This window comes from Acuticoccus kalidii (genome assembly GCF_021556395.1).
Classification (GTDB): domain Bacteria; phylum Pseudomonadota; class Alphaproteobacteria; order Rhizobiales; family Amorphaceae; genus Acuticoccus; species Acuticoccus kalidii.
In genome coordinates this window covers 24,394-41,576 of record NZ_JAKGCS010000007.1, presented here as the reverse complement: position 1 = coordinate 41,576, position 17,183 = coordinate 24,394, and the positions used below count along the sequence as shown (strand labels likewise).

Genomic DNA, 17,183 nt, shown 5'->3' with positions numbered 1-17,183 from the left:
CGCCGAAGTGTCATGGACCGGCCCGCGGAAGCGGCTCGCCTTTGCGGGCGCACGAGGGTCCGCGCGGCGGCGTTCAGTCGATCTCGCCGAGGCGCTCGGCCTTGTCGAGATTGTCCTTGGTGATGGCGATCGGGGTGAGAAGGACGAGCTTTTCCGGCTCCGTCCCGTCCCGCAGATAGGCGACGATGGTGTCCATCGCCTTGCGGCTCTGACCGCCGGGCATCTGCTCGATCGTCGCCGTCAGCGTGCCGGCGCGGATCGCGGCGAGGGCCTCGGGCAGCGCGTCGAAGCCGATGATGGCGGCGTCGATGCCGCGCTCCTGGGCGACCTGCATCGCGCCGAGCGCCATATCGTCGTTCGCGGCGACGATCACGTCGGGCGGGGTGTCGAGACCGCCGAGAATGCCCTCGGTGACGGACGCGCCTTCTTCGCGGGCGAAGTTCGCCGTCTGCTCGGCGACGAACTCGTATTTGTCACTCACTTTGTCGAGGACGTTGTGCAGGCCTTTGTTGCGATCGATCGCGGGGCTCGCGCCCGGCTGGCCCTGGAGGTTGATGATGCGCGCCCCGTCCGGGAACAGCTTCATGATCAACTCGCCCTGCGCCTCGCCGCCCTTCACGTTGTCGGCGCCGACATGGGAGAGGATCCCCTCGACCCCGTCGACCCGCCGGTCGATCGTGACGACGGGAATGCCGGCCTCCACCACCTGCCGCACGGCCGGTGCCATGGCGACACTGTCGAGCGGTGAGATCACCACCCCGTCGACGCCGCGAATGATGGCGGCTTCCATGTCCCCCGTCTGCTTGGGCGAGGAATTCTGGCCGTCATAGTTGAGGACCTCGATGTCGCCGAGCTTTTCAGCTTCGGCGTTCAACTCGTTCTCCATGTGGACGAAGAACGGAAAGCCGAGGCTCGGCACCGACGTCGCGATGGTGAGATCCTGCGCCATCGCAGGGCCGGCGAGAAGGCTCGCGCCGATGACGAGGGGCGCGAATCGACGGGCGGATTTCTTGATGTTCACGGCGTTTCCTCCCTGGCGCCGGATCATGACCCCGCGTTGGCCGCGGGCCGCCGGCGCTCTTGTTTCAACCACGAGTGTTTCAACTGACCGCTTCGCACGTCAAGCCAAAAGGTGCGGATTGCCGGGCGATTCCCTCGGTCGGCGGCGCCAAACGCGGGCCGGAAGGCCGATTCGTATCTCTGCGTCTGATCCGTCTCGGCCGGCGGCGATGCCAGCGGGCGCGAAACCATGCTAACGGCCTCGGCGGAAGACGAAGGAGACCATGATGAGCGCCAATCTCAGGATCGATGGGCGGCGGCTGACGTCGCGCCTTGCCGCACTCGGCGAGATCGGGGCCTTGGATGGCGGCGGCGTGAAGCGTCTCGCCCTCACCGACGCCGACAAAGCGGGCCGCGACAGGCTCGTCTCGTGGATGCGCGAGCTTGGCCTCACCGTCGAAGTCGACGTGATCGGCAACATCATCGGCACGCGCGCCGGCACGAGCGCCGCGCCGCCGATCCTCCTCGGCTCCCATATCGACACCGTTGCGACCGGCGGCCTTTATGACGGCGCGCTCGGCGTCCTCGCCGGCCTCGAAGTGGTCGCCACCTTGAACGATGCCGGGATCGAGACGCATCACCCGATCGCCGTCGCCGCCTTCACCAACGAGGAAGGCGCCCGGTTCGCACCCGACATGATGGGTTCGGGCACACAGACCGGCGCCCTCCCGCTCGAGGACATGCTGCGCGTCAAAGGGATCGACGGCGCCCGCCTCGGCGAGGAGCTCGACCGGATCGGCTATCGCGGCGACCTTCCCGTCGGCGCGATGAAGCCGGCGGCTTTCCTGGAACTTCATATCGAGCAGGGCCCGGTTCTCGAAAAGGAAGGCATCGCGATCGGCGCGGTGACGGGCGTTCAGGGGATCTCGTGGACCGAGTTCACGATCGAAGGCGTCTCCAATCATGCCGGCACGACGCCGATGGCGATGCGGCACGATGCCGGCTTCGTCGCGGCCGAGATCGCCGTCCTCGCCCGAGAGATCGCGCGCGAGGCGGGCCCGCCCCAGGTCGCGACCGTCGGCGCTTTCGCGGTCGAGCCCGGCCTCGTCAACGTCGTGCCGGAGACGGCGACGCTGACGGTGGACCTTCGCCATACCGATGAGAACGCGCTGCGCCGCGCCGAGCGCCGACTTCACGAAGGCGCCCAGGCGGCGGTCGAGCGCGAAGGCTGCGCGATGGCCGCCCGCTCCCTCGCCCGCTTCGAGCCGGTGGCCTTCGATCCGCGCCTCGTCGACCGCGTCGCCTTCCATGCCGAAGCGTTCGGGCTCGGCGTCAAGCGGATGCCCTCCGGCGCGGGGCACGACGCGCAGATGTTCGCCCCGATCTGCCCGACGGCGATGATCTTCGTTCCGTCGCGGAACGGGCTCAGCCACAATATCAACGAGTACACCGCGCCGGACGAGATCGAGGCCGGCGCGAACGTCCTCCTCGCGACCGTGCTCGAACTCGCGAGCGCGGACAGTCCCCTCGGCGCCTGACCGCAGCCCGTCGCCCGGCGGCGTGAGGCCGACCTACGCCTCCGCGAGCGCGGCGAGCCCGTTGAGGGCGAGCGTCGCGCCGGGACGGATGTCCGCCCCTTGCGCGAACCGCTCGCGGCTCGGGATCGCGATCACGCCTGTCGGCGCGACCGCCGCCATGAAACGCGCGTCGTGGGCGGCGCCGGAGACCATCGCACGCGCGTCGATCCCGAGCGTGCTCGCCTCGGCGAGGAGGCGCGCGGCCAGCGCCTTGTCGAGCGTCAGAGGTTCGGCCCACCCTCGCGTCACGATCCGCGATGTCAGCCCATGGCGCACCGCTGCGCGGGCGATCTCCGCGCCGATCTCGGCACGCATCGCAAGCATCGCCCGCGGGGTCACGTCTTGGACGAGGACGGTGAAGGTCGCATCGCCGACGATCGCATCCGGCACATTCGGCGCAAGCTCGACCCGGCCGATCGTGATCCGCGCCTCTTCGGTCCCGACCCGCTCGGCGATCGTTCGGAGCGCGCCGCCGATCTCGGCGAGGCCGACAAAGGCGTCGGCCCGCATCGCCATCGGCGTCGTTCCGGCCGGATCGGCACGGCCGGACAGCATCACCTCGACCGCGCAACGCCCCGCCAGCGACTGCACGACACCGACCGACGCAGTGCTGTGGCCGAGCGCCGGCCCCGCTTCGGCGTGGATCTCGACGAACGCGCGGATCGCCTCGTCACGCCGTCGCGCTGTCTCGTCGGTCTCTAACCCGGCCGGACCGTCGCCGGCGTTTCCCTGTCCGCAACGCGCGCCGGTGGTCGCCACCACGTCGATCGGATGACGCGGCATGCGTCCGGCCGCCCGCAGCGCGCGGACGCATTCGAGGCCGACGGCACAGCCGAGCGCTCCGTCACCGGCATCGAGGCGCGCGCCGATCATCACCGAGGCGCCGTCGGGCGGGCCGAGCCGGCCGAACACGGTCCCGGCCGCATCCGTGTGGACCGCGAGCCCGTCGCGCCGCATCTCGTCGGCGAACCAGCGGCGGGCCGCGATGGCGGCGTCACCGTCAACGGTCCGGGCACCGCCCTCGCTTGGCGGACCCGCACGGAAGCGGGCGAGCCCGTCATGAAGGGCGCTCAGACGCTCTGCGTCGACGGAGAGTGCATGGAACGGCATCCCGCCTCGATCACCCTTTTGGCGAGCACAAAAGATGTTGGCCGCGTTCGATCACCATCAGCATCGCAAGCCGCGCCGCTTCGCTGTCCCGTTCGGCGATCGCACGCACGAGCGGGTGGTGCGCCTTGCTGATCTCGCCGATCAGCGTGCGGTCGATCGGCAACGTGATCGGCCGATAGATCCCGCACAGCACCTGCACCATGAGCGGCGCGAGGCGGGCGAGCATCCGATTGCCGCTCGCGCGCAGGATCGTGACATGAAGCATGAGGGCGGCAACGAGATCGTCGCTCGTACCGGCGACATAGGAATCGAGGGAGGCGAGCGCCTCTTCGAGCTCGGCAATGTCTTGCGCGCTCGCCCGCTCGGCGGCGAAGGCGGCCGCTGTCGGCTCGACCATCAGACGGAATTCGCGCAGATCCCGCGCGATCTCGTGAGAGGTTCCCATCTGGTTGTGCCAGCGCAAAACCTTCGGATCGAGGACGTTCCAGCGTTCGGCCTCGGTCACGACCGTGCCCTTGCGCTTGATCGCCCGCACCAGGCCGCGCACGGTGAGCTGCTGCATCGCCTCACGCCAAATCGGGCGGCTGACGCTGGCGATCTCCTCCGGCAACCCCTCCGGGACGACGATATCGCCCGGCATCAGACGCTTGCCCACGATGAGGCGGCCACACGCCTCCTCGACCTTCTCGACGAGATAACGCGGCCGTGCTTCCTCGACGAGGCGACGCGCGGCGACGGAATCGCCGAGTGCGGCGAGCGCATCTTCGTAATAGGTCTCGGCTCCGGAAACGGCGGGAAACGTGGTCGACGGGTTCGCAGGATTGTGCCGCTCTAGCTCGACCTCGGTCATCCGCGCCTCTCGCCATCGCCCGCCGGCTCATTACCGAGACGGGTGCCACTCCCTCCTCGACGCAGCGTTTGAGGCAAACGGATACGCCGCGTCGGACCTTGTCCCATCACGACGCCGTTATGGGGCCGGGTTTCAACCGGCACAAGCCGGATCACAACCAATCGCCGCTCAAATCTTCCGAAACCAGCTCAATTATCGGTAGAAAATTCTTCGCGCCGGCACCAAACCGGAACCGTCCGACCGGCGATCCTCTCGAACGCTTTCCGGGCGCGCTTCGCCGGCCCGCCGGATCAGTCGGCTTTGCCGAGCGCCTCGCCCTCTTCCGACGGATCGAGCGGCGGACCGGCCTCGATCGTCGCGAGATAGGCGTCGAGAAGCTCGGTCCCCGAGGCCGGAACATAGTCATCGCTCGGGAGGGGTTCGGCGAGCGCGAAATCGACCGACCATGCCCCGTTCGCGTGGCAAGCGACGCCGGTCACGAGATCGGCCGCCGCCGCCTCGAACTCGCGGCAGAGTGCCCCCGCGCCGTTCCGAAAGGTGGAGATCGTCCGCACGCGCTGTCCGGCGATCTCTTGCTCATCGCCGGAGGGAATTGCCATCGCCTGCGCCAGGGGGAGCGCGGCGAGCCGTGCAACGCCCGATGTCGCGGGTGTCGTCGCGTCGGCGCTCTCCCGTCCGGCCATCTCGCCGGTGGCGAAGAACGCGCCGATACCGATCGCGAGCCCGAGGACCGACGCCGCCACGGCCATCGCCCAGTGCGGCATCTTCGGCCGCCCGGCCTGCGGACGCAGCGGCACGACATTTTCCGCCGGCGCCGCGCGGTCTGCGGGCCCGGCGCCGTCCGGCGACTGTCCCGCCCCGCCCGCGATCATCGCCTCGACGTTCGTCCTCAGATCCGCCGGGACCGGCCCCAAGGGGAACGCATCGGCAAGGCCGCGTGTCTCCATGAACATCGCGAGACGGTCGGCGAGGGCCGCGTCCCGCTCGACCGCGGCCTCGACACGCGCCGCCTCGTCCACCGACGCTTCGCCGTCGGCGTAAGCCATCAGCAGTTCGTCCGGCGTGTCGTTCGCGACAGTCATGCTTTGCGTTTCCCTTTGGACGCTGAACGCCTCGGCGTGGCGTTTATTCCGCTGTCCCGCAGAAGGGCTGCAAGCCGGGTGCGCGCCCGCGCGAGGCGGCTCATCACCGTGCCGATCGGCGCGCCGATCACGGACGCGGCCTCCGCATAAGAGAGATCCTCGACGCACACGAGCATCACCACTTCCCGCTGCTCCTCGGGAAGCTCCAAGATGGCGGCGGCGGTATCGGACAATTCGAGCCGCGCGATCGCCAGCGCCTCGCCGTCCTCGCCCACCACGTTCTGCCCGTCCTCGACCGGCACGGCGCTCTGCGTCTTCGATCGGCGGATGCGATCGATCCACAGATTGCGTACGATGCGAAACATCCATGCTTCGAACCGCGTTCCATGCTCGAAGCTCGAAGCGTTGAGGAGTGCCCGTTCGCATGCGGCCTGGACGAGATCGTCGGCGATATCCGACTGTCGCGCGAGCGACAACGCAAAGCGTCGCAAGGTCGGAAGCGATGCGATCAACATCGGACCCATTCGCTCGCGATCGATGGTCACAGGGCCTCCGCGGTGATCTGGATCCGACTGAATGCAGTCTTATTGGAATATACGGAAGGGCCCAACGTTGAAGGCTGGATTTTTCTTCACAGAAGCCCGAGCCGGGGGAAACGCGTCATGAGGCAATTCGGTTGGACGCGACGCGGTGCACTGCCCGCGCTGCTTACGGTGGGATGGATGGCTCTCGCCTTCGCCCCGCCCTTCGTCACGGACGCGAACGCCTTCGGTGGAGGTCGCGGCGGCGAGGGCAGTCAAGGCAGCGCCGGCTCACAAGGGAACTCCGGCTCACAGGGGAACTCCGGCTCACAGGGGAACTCCGGCTCACAAGGGAATGCCGGTGCGCAAGGGAACGCAGGCGCGCAGGGAAACGCAGGCGCGCAGGGCGGCGTCAGCGGGCAAGCCGGCGTCGGCGCGCAGGGTAACGCCGACGGTCAGGGCGCCGTGGGCGGTCAAGGCGGCCTCGGCGGTCAGATCGGCGTCGGTGCTCAACTCGGTCATAGCGGCCATGGAACCAATGGTAATCACACGGGCCACGGCGGCCATGACGGTGACGGCGGCAACGGTGATGACGGCGCCGGCAAGGGCGACGATCGCGGTGGTGGCGATGATGGCCGCGGCGACGGCGGCTCCCATGGTGACGGCGATGGCGGCTCCGACAATGACGGCGGCACGGGATCCGACAACGACACCGGCGGTGGCGGCAACACTGGCGGCGGCGTTGGCGGCAACACCGGAGGTAACACTGGCGGCAACGAGGGCACCGATGGCCCGGGCCGGAGCGACAACAGCGCCGGCTCCGGCGGGGGCTTTGGCGGCGGCTATGTCGGCGGCGGGCGAAACGACCGCATCATCGTCTTTCCGAGCCGCCCCACGGTGACCGAAACCCGCGAGCCGGCGCCGCCCACCCGCGCGCGTCAGACCCGCGAGACCCGCCCCGCCCCCACCCGTCAGCGGAGCGCGCAGCGCAGCTCCCGGCCGGAACGATCGGCTCAGCCATCCGCCCCGGCGATCCCGCCACTGCCCGAGGCGCGGGAGGCGGAGATCATCGCCGTCGGCCTCGACGACGCGGCGGTCGGCACGCTCGCCGGCACGGGTTATGGCGTCATCGAACGCACACCGATCGCGCTTCTGAACGGCGATATCATCAGGCTATCCGTCCCGAGCGGAGTCGCGCTGGAGGATGCGCGAAACGCCATCCTCGCGGTCTCGCCGGACGCGCTGATCGACGTCAACGCGATCTATACGCCCAGCGAAGAGGCGCCGTGCGAGGGGGTCGGCTGCGCGGCGATCTCTCTCGTCGCGTGGCCCGTCGCGGCCGATCCGTCCGCCGAATGCGGCAGCGGGTTGACGCTCGGCATCGTCGACACCGGGATCAACCCGGAGCACGAAACGCTCGCCGGCGCGGACGTCACCCTCCTCACATTACCGGGTGCCAAGCCGCAGGTGTCGAAGCGCAGCCACGGGACGGCGGTCGCGGCGATCCTCGTCGGCTCGGGCGACGAGCGGGTAAAGGGGCTGTTGCCGCGCGCGAAGCTCGTCGCCATCGACGCCTTCGAGGAGGACACTTATGGGCGCACCCACTCCGACGCCTACCGTCTCATCAGCGCGATCGACCTCATTGTCGGCGCCGATCCCGACGTCCTCAATCTCAGCCTCGCCGGACCGGACAACGCTCTTCTGAAAAAGGCCGTCGCGGCGGTCGACGCGGCGGGGATCGTTGCCGTTGCGGCGGTCGGCAATGACGGCCCCTCCGCCCCGCCGCGTTATCCGGCGGCCTATGAGAGCGTCGTCGCGGTGACGGCGGTGGACGAGAACGGGCGCGTCTATCGCCGTTCGGTGCGTGGCGATCATGTGGACTTCTCCGCCCCCGGAGTCGGCATCTGGACGGCCGCCTCCGTCCGCGGCGCGAAGCCGAAGACCGGCACCTCCTTCGCCGCACCGTTCGTCAGCGCCGCCCTCGCGCTCGCGCTCGAGACGGAAGAGACGCGCGGCGCCGCCATCGAGGCCCTGCGCGCGGCGAGCACCGATCTCGGCGATCCGGGACGCGATCCGGTCTATGGGTGGGGTCTCATCAATGCGGCGGGCCTCTGCCCGGCAAAGCCGATCACCACGGCGACCGCTCAATAGGTTTGGCGCCGGGCGGCGTGCCGCCCCTGAGACCTGGCGCCGGGCGGCGTGCCGCCCTCAGATCTGGCGCCGGGCGGCGTGCCGCCCAGTGGGAAAGGAGCCGGGCGGCGCACCGCCCGGCCAGGTTTCAGAAGACGACGGCGTGCCCGTCTTTGCGCGGATCGGAGCCGGCGGCATAGACCTCGCCCCAGCGCATGATCGCCTGCGCGCCGCCGAAGCCGAAAGCGACGCCCGGCGCATCCATTTCGAGGTGATGGCCAAGGGCGCGCAATCCGTCGAGCGTCGCTTGCGGGAAATGCGGCTCCACCGCGATGCTCACCCCGTCCAGAACGCGGAAGCGCGGCGCGTCGATCGCCGTCTGCACGCCCTGGCCGAAGCGGGCCATGCGGGTGACGACCTGGGCATGGGCCTGCGCCTGGATCGGCCCGCCCATCACGCCGAACGCCATCAGCGCCTCGCCCCCCTTGGTGACGAAGCCCGGAATGATCGTGTGGAACGGCCGCTTGCCCGGCGCGACGACGTTGGGGCTCGCCGGATCGAGCGAGAAGGCCATGCCGCGATTTTGCAGGCTGATCCCGTATTTCGGAACGACGCAGCCGGAGCCGAACCCCTCATAATTCGACTGGATGAACGAGACCATCATCCCGCTCTCGTCCGCAGTCGTGAGGAACACCGTTCCGCCGGAGAGCGGCTTGCCGGTTTCCGGCGCCTGCACCTTGTCGGCCGAGATCAGCTTCGCCCGCTCGTCGAGATAGGCCGGATCGAGAAGCTCGGCCGGCGTCACGCGCATATGGTCGAGGTCGCCGACATGGGCATAGAGGTCGGCGAGCGCGAACTTCACCGCCTCGATCTGCAAATGGATCGAGCGCACGCTGTCCGGATCGTCGCCGAGATCGAGACGGTCCATCAGGCCGAGCGCGATGAGGGCGGCGATGCCCTGCCCGTTCGGCGGGATCTGGTGGATTTCGACGCCGTGGGCGGAGGTCGAGATCGGCGTGACCCAGTCGACTTTGTGGGCGGCGAAGTCTTCCATCGTGTGCGCGCCGCCATCGGCCTGGGACGCCCGCACGATCTCTTCGGCGATGGCGCCGGTATAGAACGCGTCACCCTTGGTCTCGGCGATCAGCGTGAGGCCCTCGGCCGCGCTGGTGAACTTGAAGACCTCACCGGTCTTCGGCGGGCGACCGTTCGGCAGGAACACCGAAGCCGATCCCGGCCGCTCGGCGAGAACCGGCGCCTGACGCGCCCAGGAGGCGGACGTTACCGGGCCGACGCCATAACCCTCGCGGGCATAGCGAATCGCCGGGGCGAGAAGGTCTGCGAAGGGGAGCTTGCCATAGCGGTCGGACAGCGCACGCCAAGCGGACACCGCGCCGGGGATCGTCACCGTGTCCCATCCGCGCGGCGGCATGTCTGTCATGCCCTTGAAGCGCTCCGGCGTCCATGCGGCGGGCGCGCGGCCGCTCGCATTCAGCCCCTGAACCTTCGTTCCGTCCCAAATCAGCGCGAATGCATCGGAGCCGATGCCGTTGCTCGTCGGTTCGGTGACGGTCAGGCACGCGGCCGTCGCGATGGCTGCATCGACAGCGTTTCCGCCCTTTCGCAGCATCTCGAGACCGGAGGACGCGGCCAGCGGTTCGGAGGCGGCGACGGCGTTGCGACCGAAATTCGTGGACCGGGCGGAGGGGTAGCGCGTGCGCTCGTCGAAATTCATCCGAGGTGCGCTCCACTATTATACTTTGGCAACACTGCCAGATAATGCGCCGGGCGGTGGCACATTTGACCAGGGACACACATTGACAACGGGATTTTCCCCTATAGCTAGACTGGTGATGGCTCGATGGAGCCAAACGGCATTCGCATAATGGTTCCGCCGTGGCGTACCGTTATGCCAACCAAGAGACACCTTCGCCATTTCGGATCCGATGTTCAACGAACTCGGCCTCAGCACGAAAGTGCTGTCCGCCGTAGAGGCTGCGGGATACACGCAGCCAACGCCCATTCAGGCGGCGGCGATCCCGCACGCGCTGGCTAAGCGCGATGTGCTGGGGCTTGCACAAACAGGAACGGGGAAGACGGCCTCGTTCGTCCTGCCCATGCTCTCCCTCCTCGAACGGGGACGCGCCAGGGCGCGGATGCCGCGCACGCTCATTCTGGAGCCGACGCGCGAGCTCGCCGCCCAGGTCGCGGAAAGCTTCGAGAAATACGGCGTCAACCACAAGCTGACCGTCGCCCTCCTCATCGGCGGCGTCTCCTTCGAGGAGCAGAGCCGCAAGGTCGATCGCGGCGCCGACGTGGTGATCGCGACGCCCGGCCGCCTTCTCGATCATCTCGAGCGCGGCAAGCTCCTCCTCCAGCAGATCGAGATCCTGGTCATCGACGAGGCGGACCGGATGCTGGACATGGGCTTCATTCCCGACATCGAGCGGATCTGCAAGCTCCTGCCGATCACCCGGCAGACCTTGTTCTTCTCCGCCACGATGCCGAAGGAGATCCAGTCGCTGGTCGACCGCTTCCTGCACAATCCCGTGCGGGTCGAGGTCTCCCCGCCCTCCTCCGCCGCAGAGACGGTGCTGCAACGCTTCGTCCGCTCCGGCTCCACCCCGAAGGACAAGCGGGCGACGCTCCGCGACCTCCTGAAGGGCGAGGACGAGCTGACCAACGGCATCATCTTCTGCAACCGCAAGCGCGATATCGGAACGCTGTTCCGCTCGCTCGAGCGGCACGGCTTCTCCGTCGGCGCGCTCCATGGCGACATGGACCAGCGCACCCGGATGGCGACGCTCGACGCCTTCAAGAACAACAAGCTGACCCTGCTCGTCGCCTCCGACGTCGCGGCCCGTGGCCTCGACATTCCGAAGGTGAGTCACGTCTTCAACTACGACGTGCCGCACAATGCGGAAGACTATGTGCACCGCATCGGCCGCACCGGCCGTGCCGGCCGCTCGGGCAAGGCGTTCACGATCGCGACCAGCGAGGACAAGAAGCTCACCGCCGCGATCGAGGCGATGCTGAAGCGTGACGTGACCTGGCTCGAAGAGCCCGGCGCCGAGACCGAAGCAGCCGCCCCCGCCGAAGCGAAGAAGCCGCGCCGGTCGAGCAGCCGGGGTGAACGCGCCGCCGAGGCGAAGGACGCCAAGCCCGCCAAGGACGAACGGCCCGCAAAAGACGAGCGGCCCACGAAGGACGAGCGCCCCGTACAGGAGGCGAAGGCCGAAGAGGCCGCGCCCGCCGATGTTCCGGCCCCGCGCCACCGTCCGAAGCAGGACGCCAAGCCGGCCAATGAAGGAGGCCGTGGCGGCGGTGGCCGTCGCAATCGCGGCTCGCGCGATCATGATGACGAGCCGCGCGTCGCCTTCGAGGACACGCCTTACGTCCCCGCCTTCCTGCGCCGGCCGATCACGCCGCGCCGTCCGATGAAGTCCACCGCTTCGGCCGATTGACGATAACGGTCTTCCCGCGCAAATGCGTGGGAAGACCGCACTTCGCCTGTTCATACCGTCGAGCGGATAGCGGATTTTAGGATCTCGTTAACCATTCCGGTTAATGCTTCTCGCGAACGATCGCGCGACAGACGCGGCGAATGCGAGGCAGTTCCGTGGCTCACACGCTTTCCACTCTCACGCGCCCTCAATCCGTTGCGCCCCGCAACAAGGACACGAGCGAGCACACCAGCGAACGCTGGCGCGCCCACCTTCCGCCGCCCGAGCGGCAAGCGGAAATCGCCGAGCGCCTGGCCCTCGCCCTCGAGGACGAGAGCGAAACGCCGGTGAAGCGGCCGCCGCGGGTCATCAAGGCGATGCCGCATCCCGGCGCGCAGCCGGCGGCGGTCACGGCCGAGCCCGTGCCGCTCGAAACCCGGCGCATCGCGCACAGCCCGCAACGGTCGCTCGGCCATCGCGACACGTCCGCCTCGCGCCTCGGTGCAGGCGAGCGGCGCGCGGCGACCGGACCGCGGCGCATCGCCTATGTTCACCCGGAAATCTTCCCCGACCTTGCCCCAGCACGTCCGGGAACAGGTGGCGGCAACGGGATGCCCCCCGCCGATCCGCCGATGCGGCATGACGAGAGCACAGACCGCGACGCCGATCTCGCAATGGCCCGCGCCGAGGCGCGCCGCCATGCGACGCGCGCCGATGCGGGCGAGGCGGCGGCCGCCTATCCCGTGCCGGCACCTCGGGCGCGGGCGCCGCATATCGAGGATCAGAGCTTCCTCTCGGAGCGGACCGCGTTGTTGCGGGACGTGCGGCGGGTGTGGATGGGGTCGGCCTTCAAGCGGTCGCCCTATACCCTTCTCCTCGTCTCGGTCCGCCTGGTGCCGAACCCGAACATCGAGCCCGCCCACGCGCTGCCGCTTCTGCGCCGCACCCACAAGGCCCTCACGATGGCGCTCGACGATCTCGGCGTCACCTACCGCCTTGCCCCCTTCGCGATCGGCGTCTGCCTCGCAGACAAGTCCCTGCGCCATACAGCGCGCATCGCCGAGGCCGTGGAGCGCGCCGTCGCCGCGCGGCTCGACCCGGATGCGCCCGTCGTGTTCGCCGCGGGCGCGGCGACGCTTCACCGCGACGACGACCCGGCGGCGGCGGTCTGCCTCGCCGAGCACTGCCTTCGCCTCGCCGAGATCGAGGACGGGGCGAACGTCGTTCTGGAATCCGATCCGCGCGTGCGCAGGCAATCCCTCCGCCGCGCCTGAGCCTTGGCCGTCCGGGCATGAAAAAAGGGGCCGTCGGGCCCCTTTTTGGATTGGCGTGCTCGCCGATGCGCTTTGATTGGCGTGCTCGCGGGCGTGTCAGCCGGCGGCGCGCAGCTCCACCGATTCGCCGCAGCCGCAGGCCGAAACCTGGTTGGGGTTCTGAAAGGTGAAGCCGGAGCGGAATTTGGTGGTCTCGTAACCCATCTCGGAGCCGAGCAGGAACAAGACCGCCGCGGGATCGACGAACACCCGCGCGCCGTCACGCTCCACGATCTCGTCCTTCGGGGACGGTTCGGCGACTGCGTCCATGGTGTATTCCATGCCCGCACAGCCGCCTTTCTTGATGCCGACGCGGAGGCCCGCGAGGGGCGGATCCTGGCGTGCCATGATCTCGCGCACGCGTTCGACCGCGTCGTCGGTCAGTTTCATCACTGCGGGTCGGGGCATTCTCGCCTCCTCAACTCACTCGCGTTCAGTACATGTCGAGGGCGACGCGCGCCTCGTCCGACATGCGTGAGGGATCCCAGGGCGGGTCGAACACCATTTTCACGGTGACCTCGCCGACACCCTCGACGGTGCCGACCGCATTTTCCACCCAGCCGGGCATTTCGCCGGCGACCGGACAACCCGGGGCGGTCAGCGTCATGTCGACCCGAATCGAACGATCGTCCTCGATATCGACCCGATAGATCAGGCCGAGCTCGTAGATATCGACCGGAATCTCCGGGTCGTAGACGGTCTTCAACGCGGCCACGATGTCGGCCGTGATGCGATCGAGCTCCGCCTCGGGGATCGCCGATTCGGTCTTCACCTCTTCGGCAGTCTCGGCCTTCTCGGTGCTCGTAGCTTCGGTGACGGCGTCCATCCTGTGCCTCCTCACACGAAGAATCTATGGGCTTTCTCGATGGCCTCCGCAAGGCGGTCCACCTCGTCAAAGGTGTTGTAGAGGCCAAACGACGCCCGGCAGGATGCGTTCACGCCGAGCGCATCCATCAACGGTTCGGCACAATGCGTGCCGGCACGGACCGCGACGCCTTCGCGGTCCAAAATCGTAGCAACATCATGGGGATGCGCGCCTGCAAGGTTGAAGGCGAACACCGCCCCCTTGCCCGGCGCATCGCCATGCAGGGTGAGCGCGTTGATGCCGCGAAGACGCTCGCGGGCATAGCTGGCAATCGCGGCTTCGTGAGCCTCGATCTTGTCCCAGCCGAGGTGTTCCACGTACTGGAGCGCCGCGCCGAGACCAATCGCCTGCGCAATCGGCGGCGTTCCGGCCTCGAAGCGATTCGGAAGGCCGGCATACGTCACATCGTCTCGCGTGACGGAGGCGATCATCTCGCCGCCGCCCATGAAAGGCGGCATCGCCTCGAGCAGCTCGCGCTTGCCGTAAAGAACGCCGATCCCGCTCGGGCCGTAGATCTTGTGGCCCGTGCAGGCGAAGAAATCGCAGTCGATCGCCTGCACGTCGACCGGCCCGTGCGCCGCGCTCTGGCTGCCGTCGACGAGGACGGGAATGCCGCGCTCGTGCGCCATGCGGCAAATCTCGGCGACCGGCGTCACCGTGCCCAGCACGTTCGACATGTGGACGACCGCCACCATCTTCGTGCGCGGCGAGAGCGCCCGCGCGAAGCTTTCCATGTCGAGCGAGCCGTCCTCGGTGATCTCCACCCACTTCAGCACCGCCCCCTTTTCGCTCCGCAGGAAATGCCACGGGACGATGTTGGAGTGATGCTCCATCACGGTGAGGACGATCTCGTCCCCCTCCCCGATCCGGCCACGGCCGAATGAGGAGGCGACGAGGTTGATCGCCTCCGTCGAGGAGCGGGTGAAGATGATTTCCTCCGTCGAGCGCGCGTTGAGATGCGCCCGCACGATCTCGCGCGCGCCCTCATAGGCCTCGGTGGAGCGGTTCGCGAGCGTGTGGAGCCCGCGATGGACGTTGGCATAGTCGACCGCATAGGCCTGATAGAGGCGGTCGAGCACTGCCTTCGGCTTCTGGGCCGAGGCGGCATTGTCGAGATAGACGAGCGGCTTGCCGTGGATCTCCTGCGAGAGGATCGGGAAATCCCGCCGCACGGCCTCGACATCGAAGGCCGACACCGGGGCGCGATCCATCAGAGCGCCCCCTCGAGATCGAGCGCGGCGCGCAGGCTGTCGGCAAGCCCTTCGCGCAGCGCTTCGTCTTCGACACGATCCAGCGCCTCGACGAGGAACGCCTCCACGAGGAGCCGGCGGGCCGTCGCCTGGGGAATGCCGCGCGCGCGGAGATAGAACACCATCTCCTCGTCGATATCGCCCGAGGTCGCGCCGTGACCGCACTGGACGTCGTCGGCGAAGATCTCGAGCTCGGGCTTGTTCACCACCTCGCCGCTATCGTCGAGGAAGAGCGCGTTCGACATCATCCGCGCATCGGTCTTCTGTGCGCCCGGATCGACGATGATCCGGCCCTGGACGATCGCCGTGCCGCCATGGCCGACGGCCGAGCGCAGCACTTCGGACGAGCGCGAGTTGAGCGCGTCGTGCCGCACGACCATCGTGTTGTCGACATGGCGCTTGCCGATCGCAACCGTTGCGGCGCGGAAGTGCGCGTCCGCTTCGTCGCCGACGATCGAGGCGAAGATCTGGTTGCGGGACAGGCCCGCCCCGGTCGACACGGTGAGGTGCTCGAGCGCGCCCTCTTCGTCGATTTCGGTGTGCAGCGTGCCGAGCTGGACGGTCTTGTCGCCCACGCCCGCCTCGATGCGGATCCAGCTCGCCTTCGCGCGCGCACCGACGGTGAGCTCGGTGAGGTCGTTGGCGACCGTTCCGGCCGTGCCGATCGCCCGCTCCACCACGGAAACGCGCGCCTCCGGCGCCACGATCACCGCCGTGCGGCCCATGACGAGCCCGTCATCGAGCGAGACGTGCACGATCTCGAGCGGCGCACCGGCTTCACCCGTGACGTTGATCACCACACCGCCCTCGAAGAGGCCGACATTGGCGAGGGTCAACGGATCGTCGCTCTCGGCGACGAGCTTACCGACGCGCGTTGTGTCGGCCGCGGGATCGAGGAGCGAGGCGACGGTGACGTTCGCCATCGTCGAGGAATGCTCCGGCACATAGCGCCCGTTCGCGATCACGATGCGCGCGGCGCCTTCGACGAGCGGCGGGTTGTCGGCGAGGACGGCGGCGAGTTTGGCCGCATCCGGCGCGCCGGCGGCGCCCGGAAGCTCACGCAGACGCGCGCGCAGGTCGGTGTATTTGTAGGCCTCGACCCGGCGATGCGGCAGGCCATTGGCGGCAAAGCGCGAGAAAGCGCTCTCCCGCGCCGCGTCGAGCGGCGTTCCGGCGAAACCGGCCTTGCGCGCCTCGAAGAGGTCGGCGAGCGCGCGTTCGGCCTCAGTCGGGTTGTTGTTCATCACGCCGCCTCGAGGAACTCGGCATAGCCGCGCGCCTCGAGCTCCTTGGCCAGCTCCGGCCCACCCGACCGGACGATCTTCCCGCCGGCGAGGACATGCACGAAATCGGGCTCGATATAGTCGAGAAGGCGCTGATAGTGCGTGATCACGAGGAAGGAGCGCTCCGGCGAACGCAGCGAATTGACCCCCTCCGAAACGATGCGCAGCGCATCGATATCGAGGCCCGAATCGGTCTCGTCGAGGACGCAGAGCTTCGGCTCCAAAAGCGCCATCTGCATGATTTCGTTGCGCTTCTTCTCACCACCCGAGAAGCCGACATTGATCGGCCGGCGCAGCATCTCCTGCTTGACGCCGAGCTTGTCGGCCGCGCCCTTCACCGCCTTCATGAATTCCGGCGTCGACAGCGCCTTCTCGCCGCGTGCCTCGCGCTGGGCGTTGAGGGCGGTCTTGAGGAAGGTCATCGTCGCGACGCCGGGCACCTCGACGGGATACTGGAAGGCGAGGAAGATGCCAGCGGCGGCACGCTCTTCCGGCTCCATCTCGAGGAGGTCCTCTTCGAGGAACTTCACCGAGCCTTCCGTCACCTCATAACCGTCTTTGCCGGCGATGATGTTGCCGAGGGTCGACTTGCCGGCCCCGTTCGGACCCATGATCGCGTGGACCTCGCCCGGCCAGATCTCGAGGTCGAGACCCTTCAGGATCTCGCGGGTCCCCTCACCGTCCTCGACGCTCGCGTGGAGGTTCTCGATTGCAAGCATGTTCGTCTTCTCATTCCTTCGGCTGCGGGCGAACCGCGCCG

The 17,183-nt window shown here is 68.3% G+C and carries 16 protein-coding genes; 4 read left to right on the top strand and 12 right to left on the bottom strand.

Annotation, left to right across the window (positions count from 1 at the left end):
- Window positions 1-73: 73 nt before the first annotated feature.
- On the bottom strand, window positions 74-1,021 hold the full coding sequence (locus L1787_RS03820; RefSeq protein ID WP_500793353.1) for a substrate-binding domain-containing protein: 948 nt from the start codon (window positions 1,019-1,021) through the stop codon (window positions 74-76).
- A gap of 265 nt (window positions 1,022-1,286) precedes the next feature.
- Between L1787_RS03820 and L1787_RS03815 the strand changes: the two genes are divergently transcribed.
- The gene (locus tag L1787_RS03815) at window positions 1,287-2,537 is read left to right on the top strand and encodes a Zn-dependent hydrolase (RefSeq protein WP_235707211.1); all 1,251 of its coding nucleotides are present in this window, start codon (window positions 1,287-1,289) and stop codon (window positions 2,535-2,537) included.
- 33 nt (window positions 2,538-2,570) lie between these two features.
- Here L1787_RS03815 and L1787_RS03810 read toward each other — a convergent pair whose 3' ends face one another.
- The 5 genes from L1787_RS03810 to L1787_RS03790 all read right to left on the bottom strand — a co-directional run bounded on the left by L1787_RS03810 (window position 2,571) and on the right by L1787_RS03790 (window position 6,796).
- Complete coding sequence (locus L1787_RS03810; protein WP_235707210.1) at window positions 2,571-3,686, bottom strand: M20/M25/M40 family metallo-hydrolase; 1,116 nt, start codon at window positions 3,684-3,686, stop codon at window positions 2,571-2,573.
- 10 nt (window positions 3,687-3,696) lie between these two features.
- Window positions 3,697-4,536 carry a FadR/GntR family transcriptional regulator gene (locus L1787_RS03805; RefSeq protein WP_235707209.1) on the bottom strand — a complete coding sequence of 280 codons (840 nt, stop codon included), beginning with the start codon at window positions 4,534-4,536 and terminating at the stop codon, window positions 3,697-3,699.
- A gap of 290 nt (window positions 4,537-4,826) precedes the next feature.
- Window positions 4,827-5,618, bottom strand: coding sequence for an anti-sigma factor family protein (locus L1787_RS03800; RefSeq protein WP_235707208.1), 792 nt, complete (start codon window positions 5,616-5,618; stop codon window positions 4,827-4,829).
- Window positions 5,615-6,142 (bottom strand): RNA polymerase sigma factor, encoded by a 528-nt coding sequence (locus L1787_RS03795; RefSeq protein ID WP_255720242.1) that lies wholly within the window; start codon window positions 6,140-6,142, stop codon window positions 5,615-5,617. The genes L1787_RS03800 and L1787_RS03795 overlap by 4 nt, the downstream gene beginning before the upstream one ends.
- A gap of 342 nt (window positions 6,143-6,484) precedes the next feature.
- Window positions 6,485-6,796, bottom strand: coding sequence for a hypothetical protein (locus L1787_RS03790; RefSeq protein WP_235707206.1), 312 nt, complete (start codon window positions 6,794-6,796; stop codon window positions 6,485-6,487).
- Between the two features lie 240 nt (window positions 6,797-7,036).
- Between L1787_RS03790 and L1787_RS25925 the strand changes: the two genes are divergently transcribed.
- Window positions 7,037-8,290, top strand: coding sequence for a S8 family serine peptidase (locus tag L1787_RS25925; RefSeq protein WP_235707205.1), 1,254 nt, complete (start codon window positions 7,037-7,039; stop codon window positions 8,288-8,290).
- 127 nt (window positions 8,291-8,417) lie between these two features.
- Here the strand turns inward: L1787_RS25925 and L1787_RS03780 are convergent, their stop codons facing one another.
- Window positions 8,418-10,004 (bottom strand): gamma-glutamyltransferase family protein, encoded by a 1,587-nt coding sequence (locus L1787_RS03780; RefSeq protein ID WP_235707204.1) that lies wholly within the window; start codon window positions 10,002-10,004, stop codon window positions 8,418-8,420.
- 211 nt (window positions 10,005-10,215) lie between these two features.
- On the opposite strand from L1787_RS03780, the gene L1787_RS03775 reads away from it, so the two are divergent.
- Both L1787_RS03775 and L1787_RS03770 read left to right on the top strand, forming a co-directional pair.
- Window positions 10,216-11,733 carry a DEAD/DEAH box helicase gene (locus tag L1787_RS03775; protein WP_235707203.1) on the top strand — a complete coding sequence of 506 codons (1,518 nt, stop codon included), beginning with the start codon at window positions 10,216-10,218 and terminating at the stop codon, window positions 11,731-11,733.
- A 155-nt stretch (window positions 11,734-11,888) separates the two neighbouring features.
- Window positions 11,889-12,986, top strand: a complete 1,098-nt coding sequence (locus tag L1787_RS03770) for a hypothetical protein (RefSeq protein ID WP_235707202.1) — start codon at window positions 11,889-11,891, stop codon at window positions 12,984-12,986.
- 96 nt (window positions 12,987-13,082) lie between these two features.
- On the opposite strand, the gene sufA is transcribed toward L1787_RS03770, so the two are convergent.
- From sufA to sufC, 5 genes are read right to left on the bottom strand one after another with little or no spacing between them, the layout of a single operon-like run.
- Entirely contained in the window at window positions 13,083-13,433 is a 351-nt protein-coding gene (sufA, locus tag L1787_RS03765) for a Fe-S cluster assembly scaffold SufA (protein ID WP_235707201.1), read from the bottom strand.
- 25 nt (window positions 13,434-13,458) lie between these two features.
- Complete coding sequence (locus L1787_RS03760) at window positions 13,459-13,851, bottom strand: SUF system Fe-S cluster assembly protein (RefSeq protein WP_235707200.1); 393 nt, start codon at window positions 13,849-13,851, stop codon at window positions 13,459-13,461.
- An 11-nt stretch (window positions 13,852-13,862) separates the two neighbouring features.
- Entirely contained in the window at window positions 13,863-15,101 is a 1,239-nt protein-coding gene (locus tag L1787_RS03755) for a cysteine desulfurase (protein WP_235707199.1), read from the bottom strand.
- Window positions 15,101-16,384 (bottom strand): SufB/SufD family protein, encoded by a 1,284-nt coding sequence (locus L1787_RS03750; RefSeq protein ID WP_235707198.1) that lies wholly within the window; start codon window positions 16,382-16,384, stop codon window positions 15,101-15,103. The genes L1787_RS03755 and L1787_RS03750 overlap by 1 nt, the downstream gene beginning before the upstream one ends.
- On the bottom strand, window positions 16,384-17,142 hold the full coding sequence (sufC, locus tag L1787_RS03745; RefSeq protein ID WP_235707197.1) for a Fe-S cluster assembly ATPase SufC: 759 nt from the start codon (window positions 17,140-17,142) through the stop codon (window positions 16,384-16,386). The genes L1787_RS03750 and sufC overlap by 1 nt, the downstream gene beginning before the upstream one ends.
- Window positions 17,143-17,183: the final 41 nt, after the last annotated feature.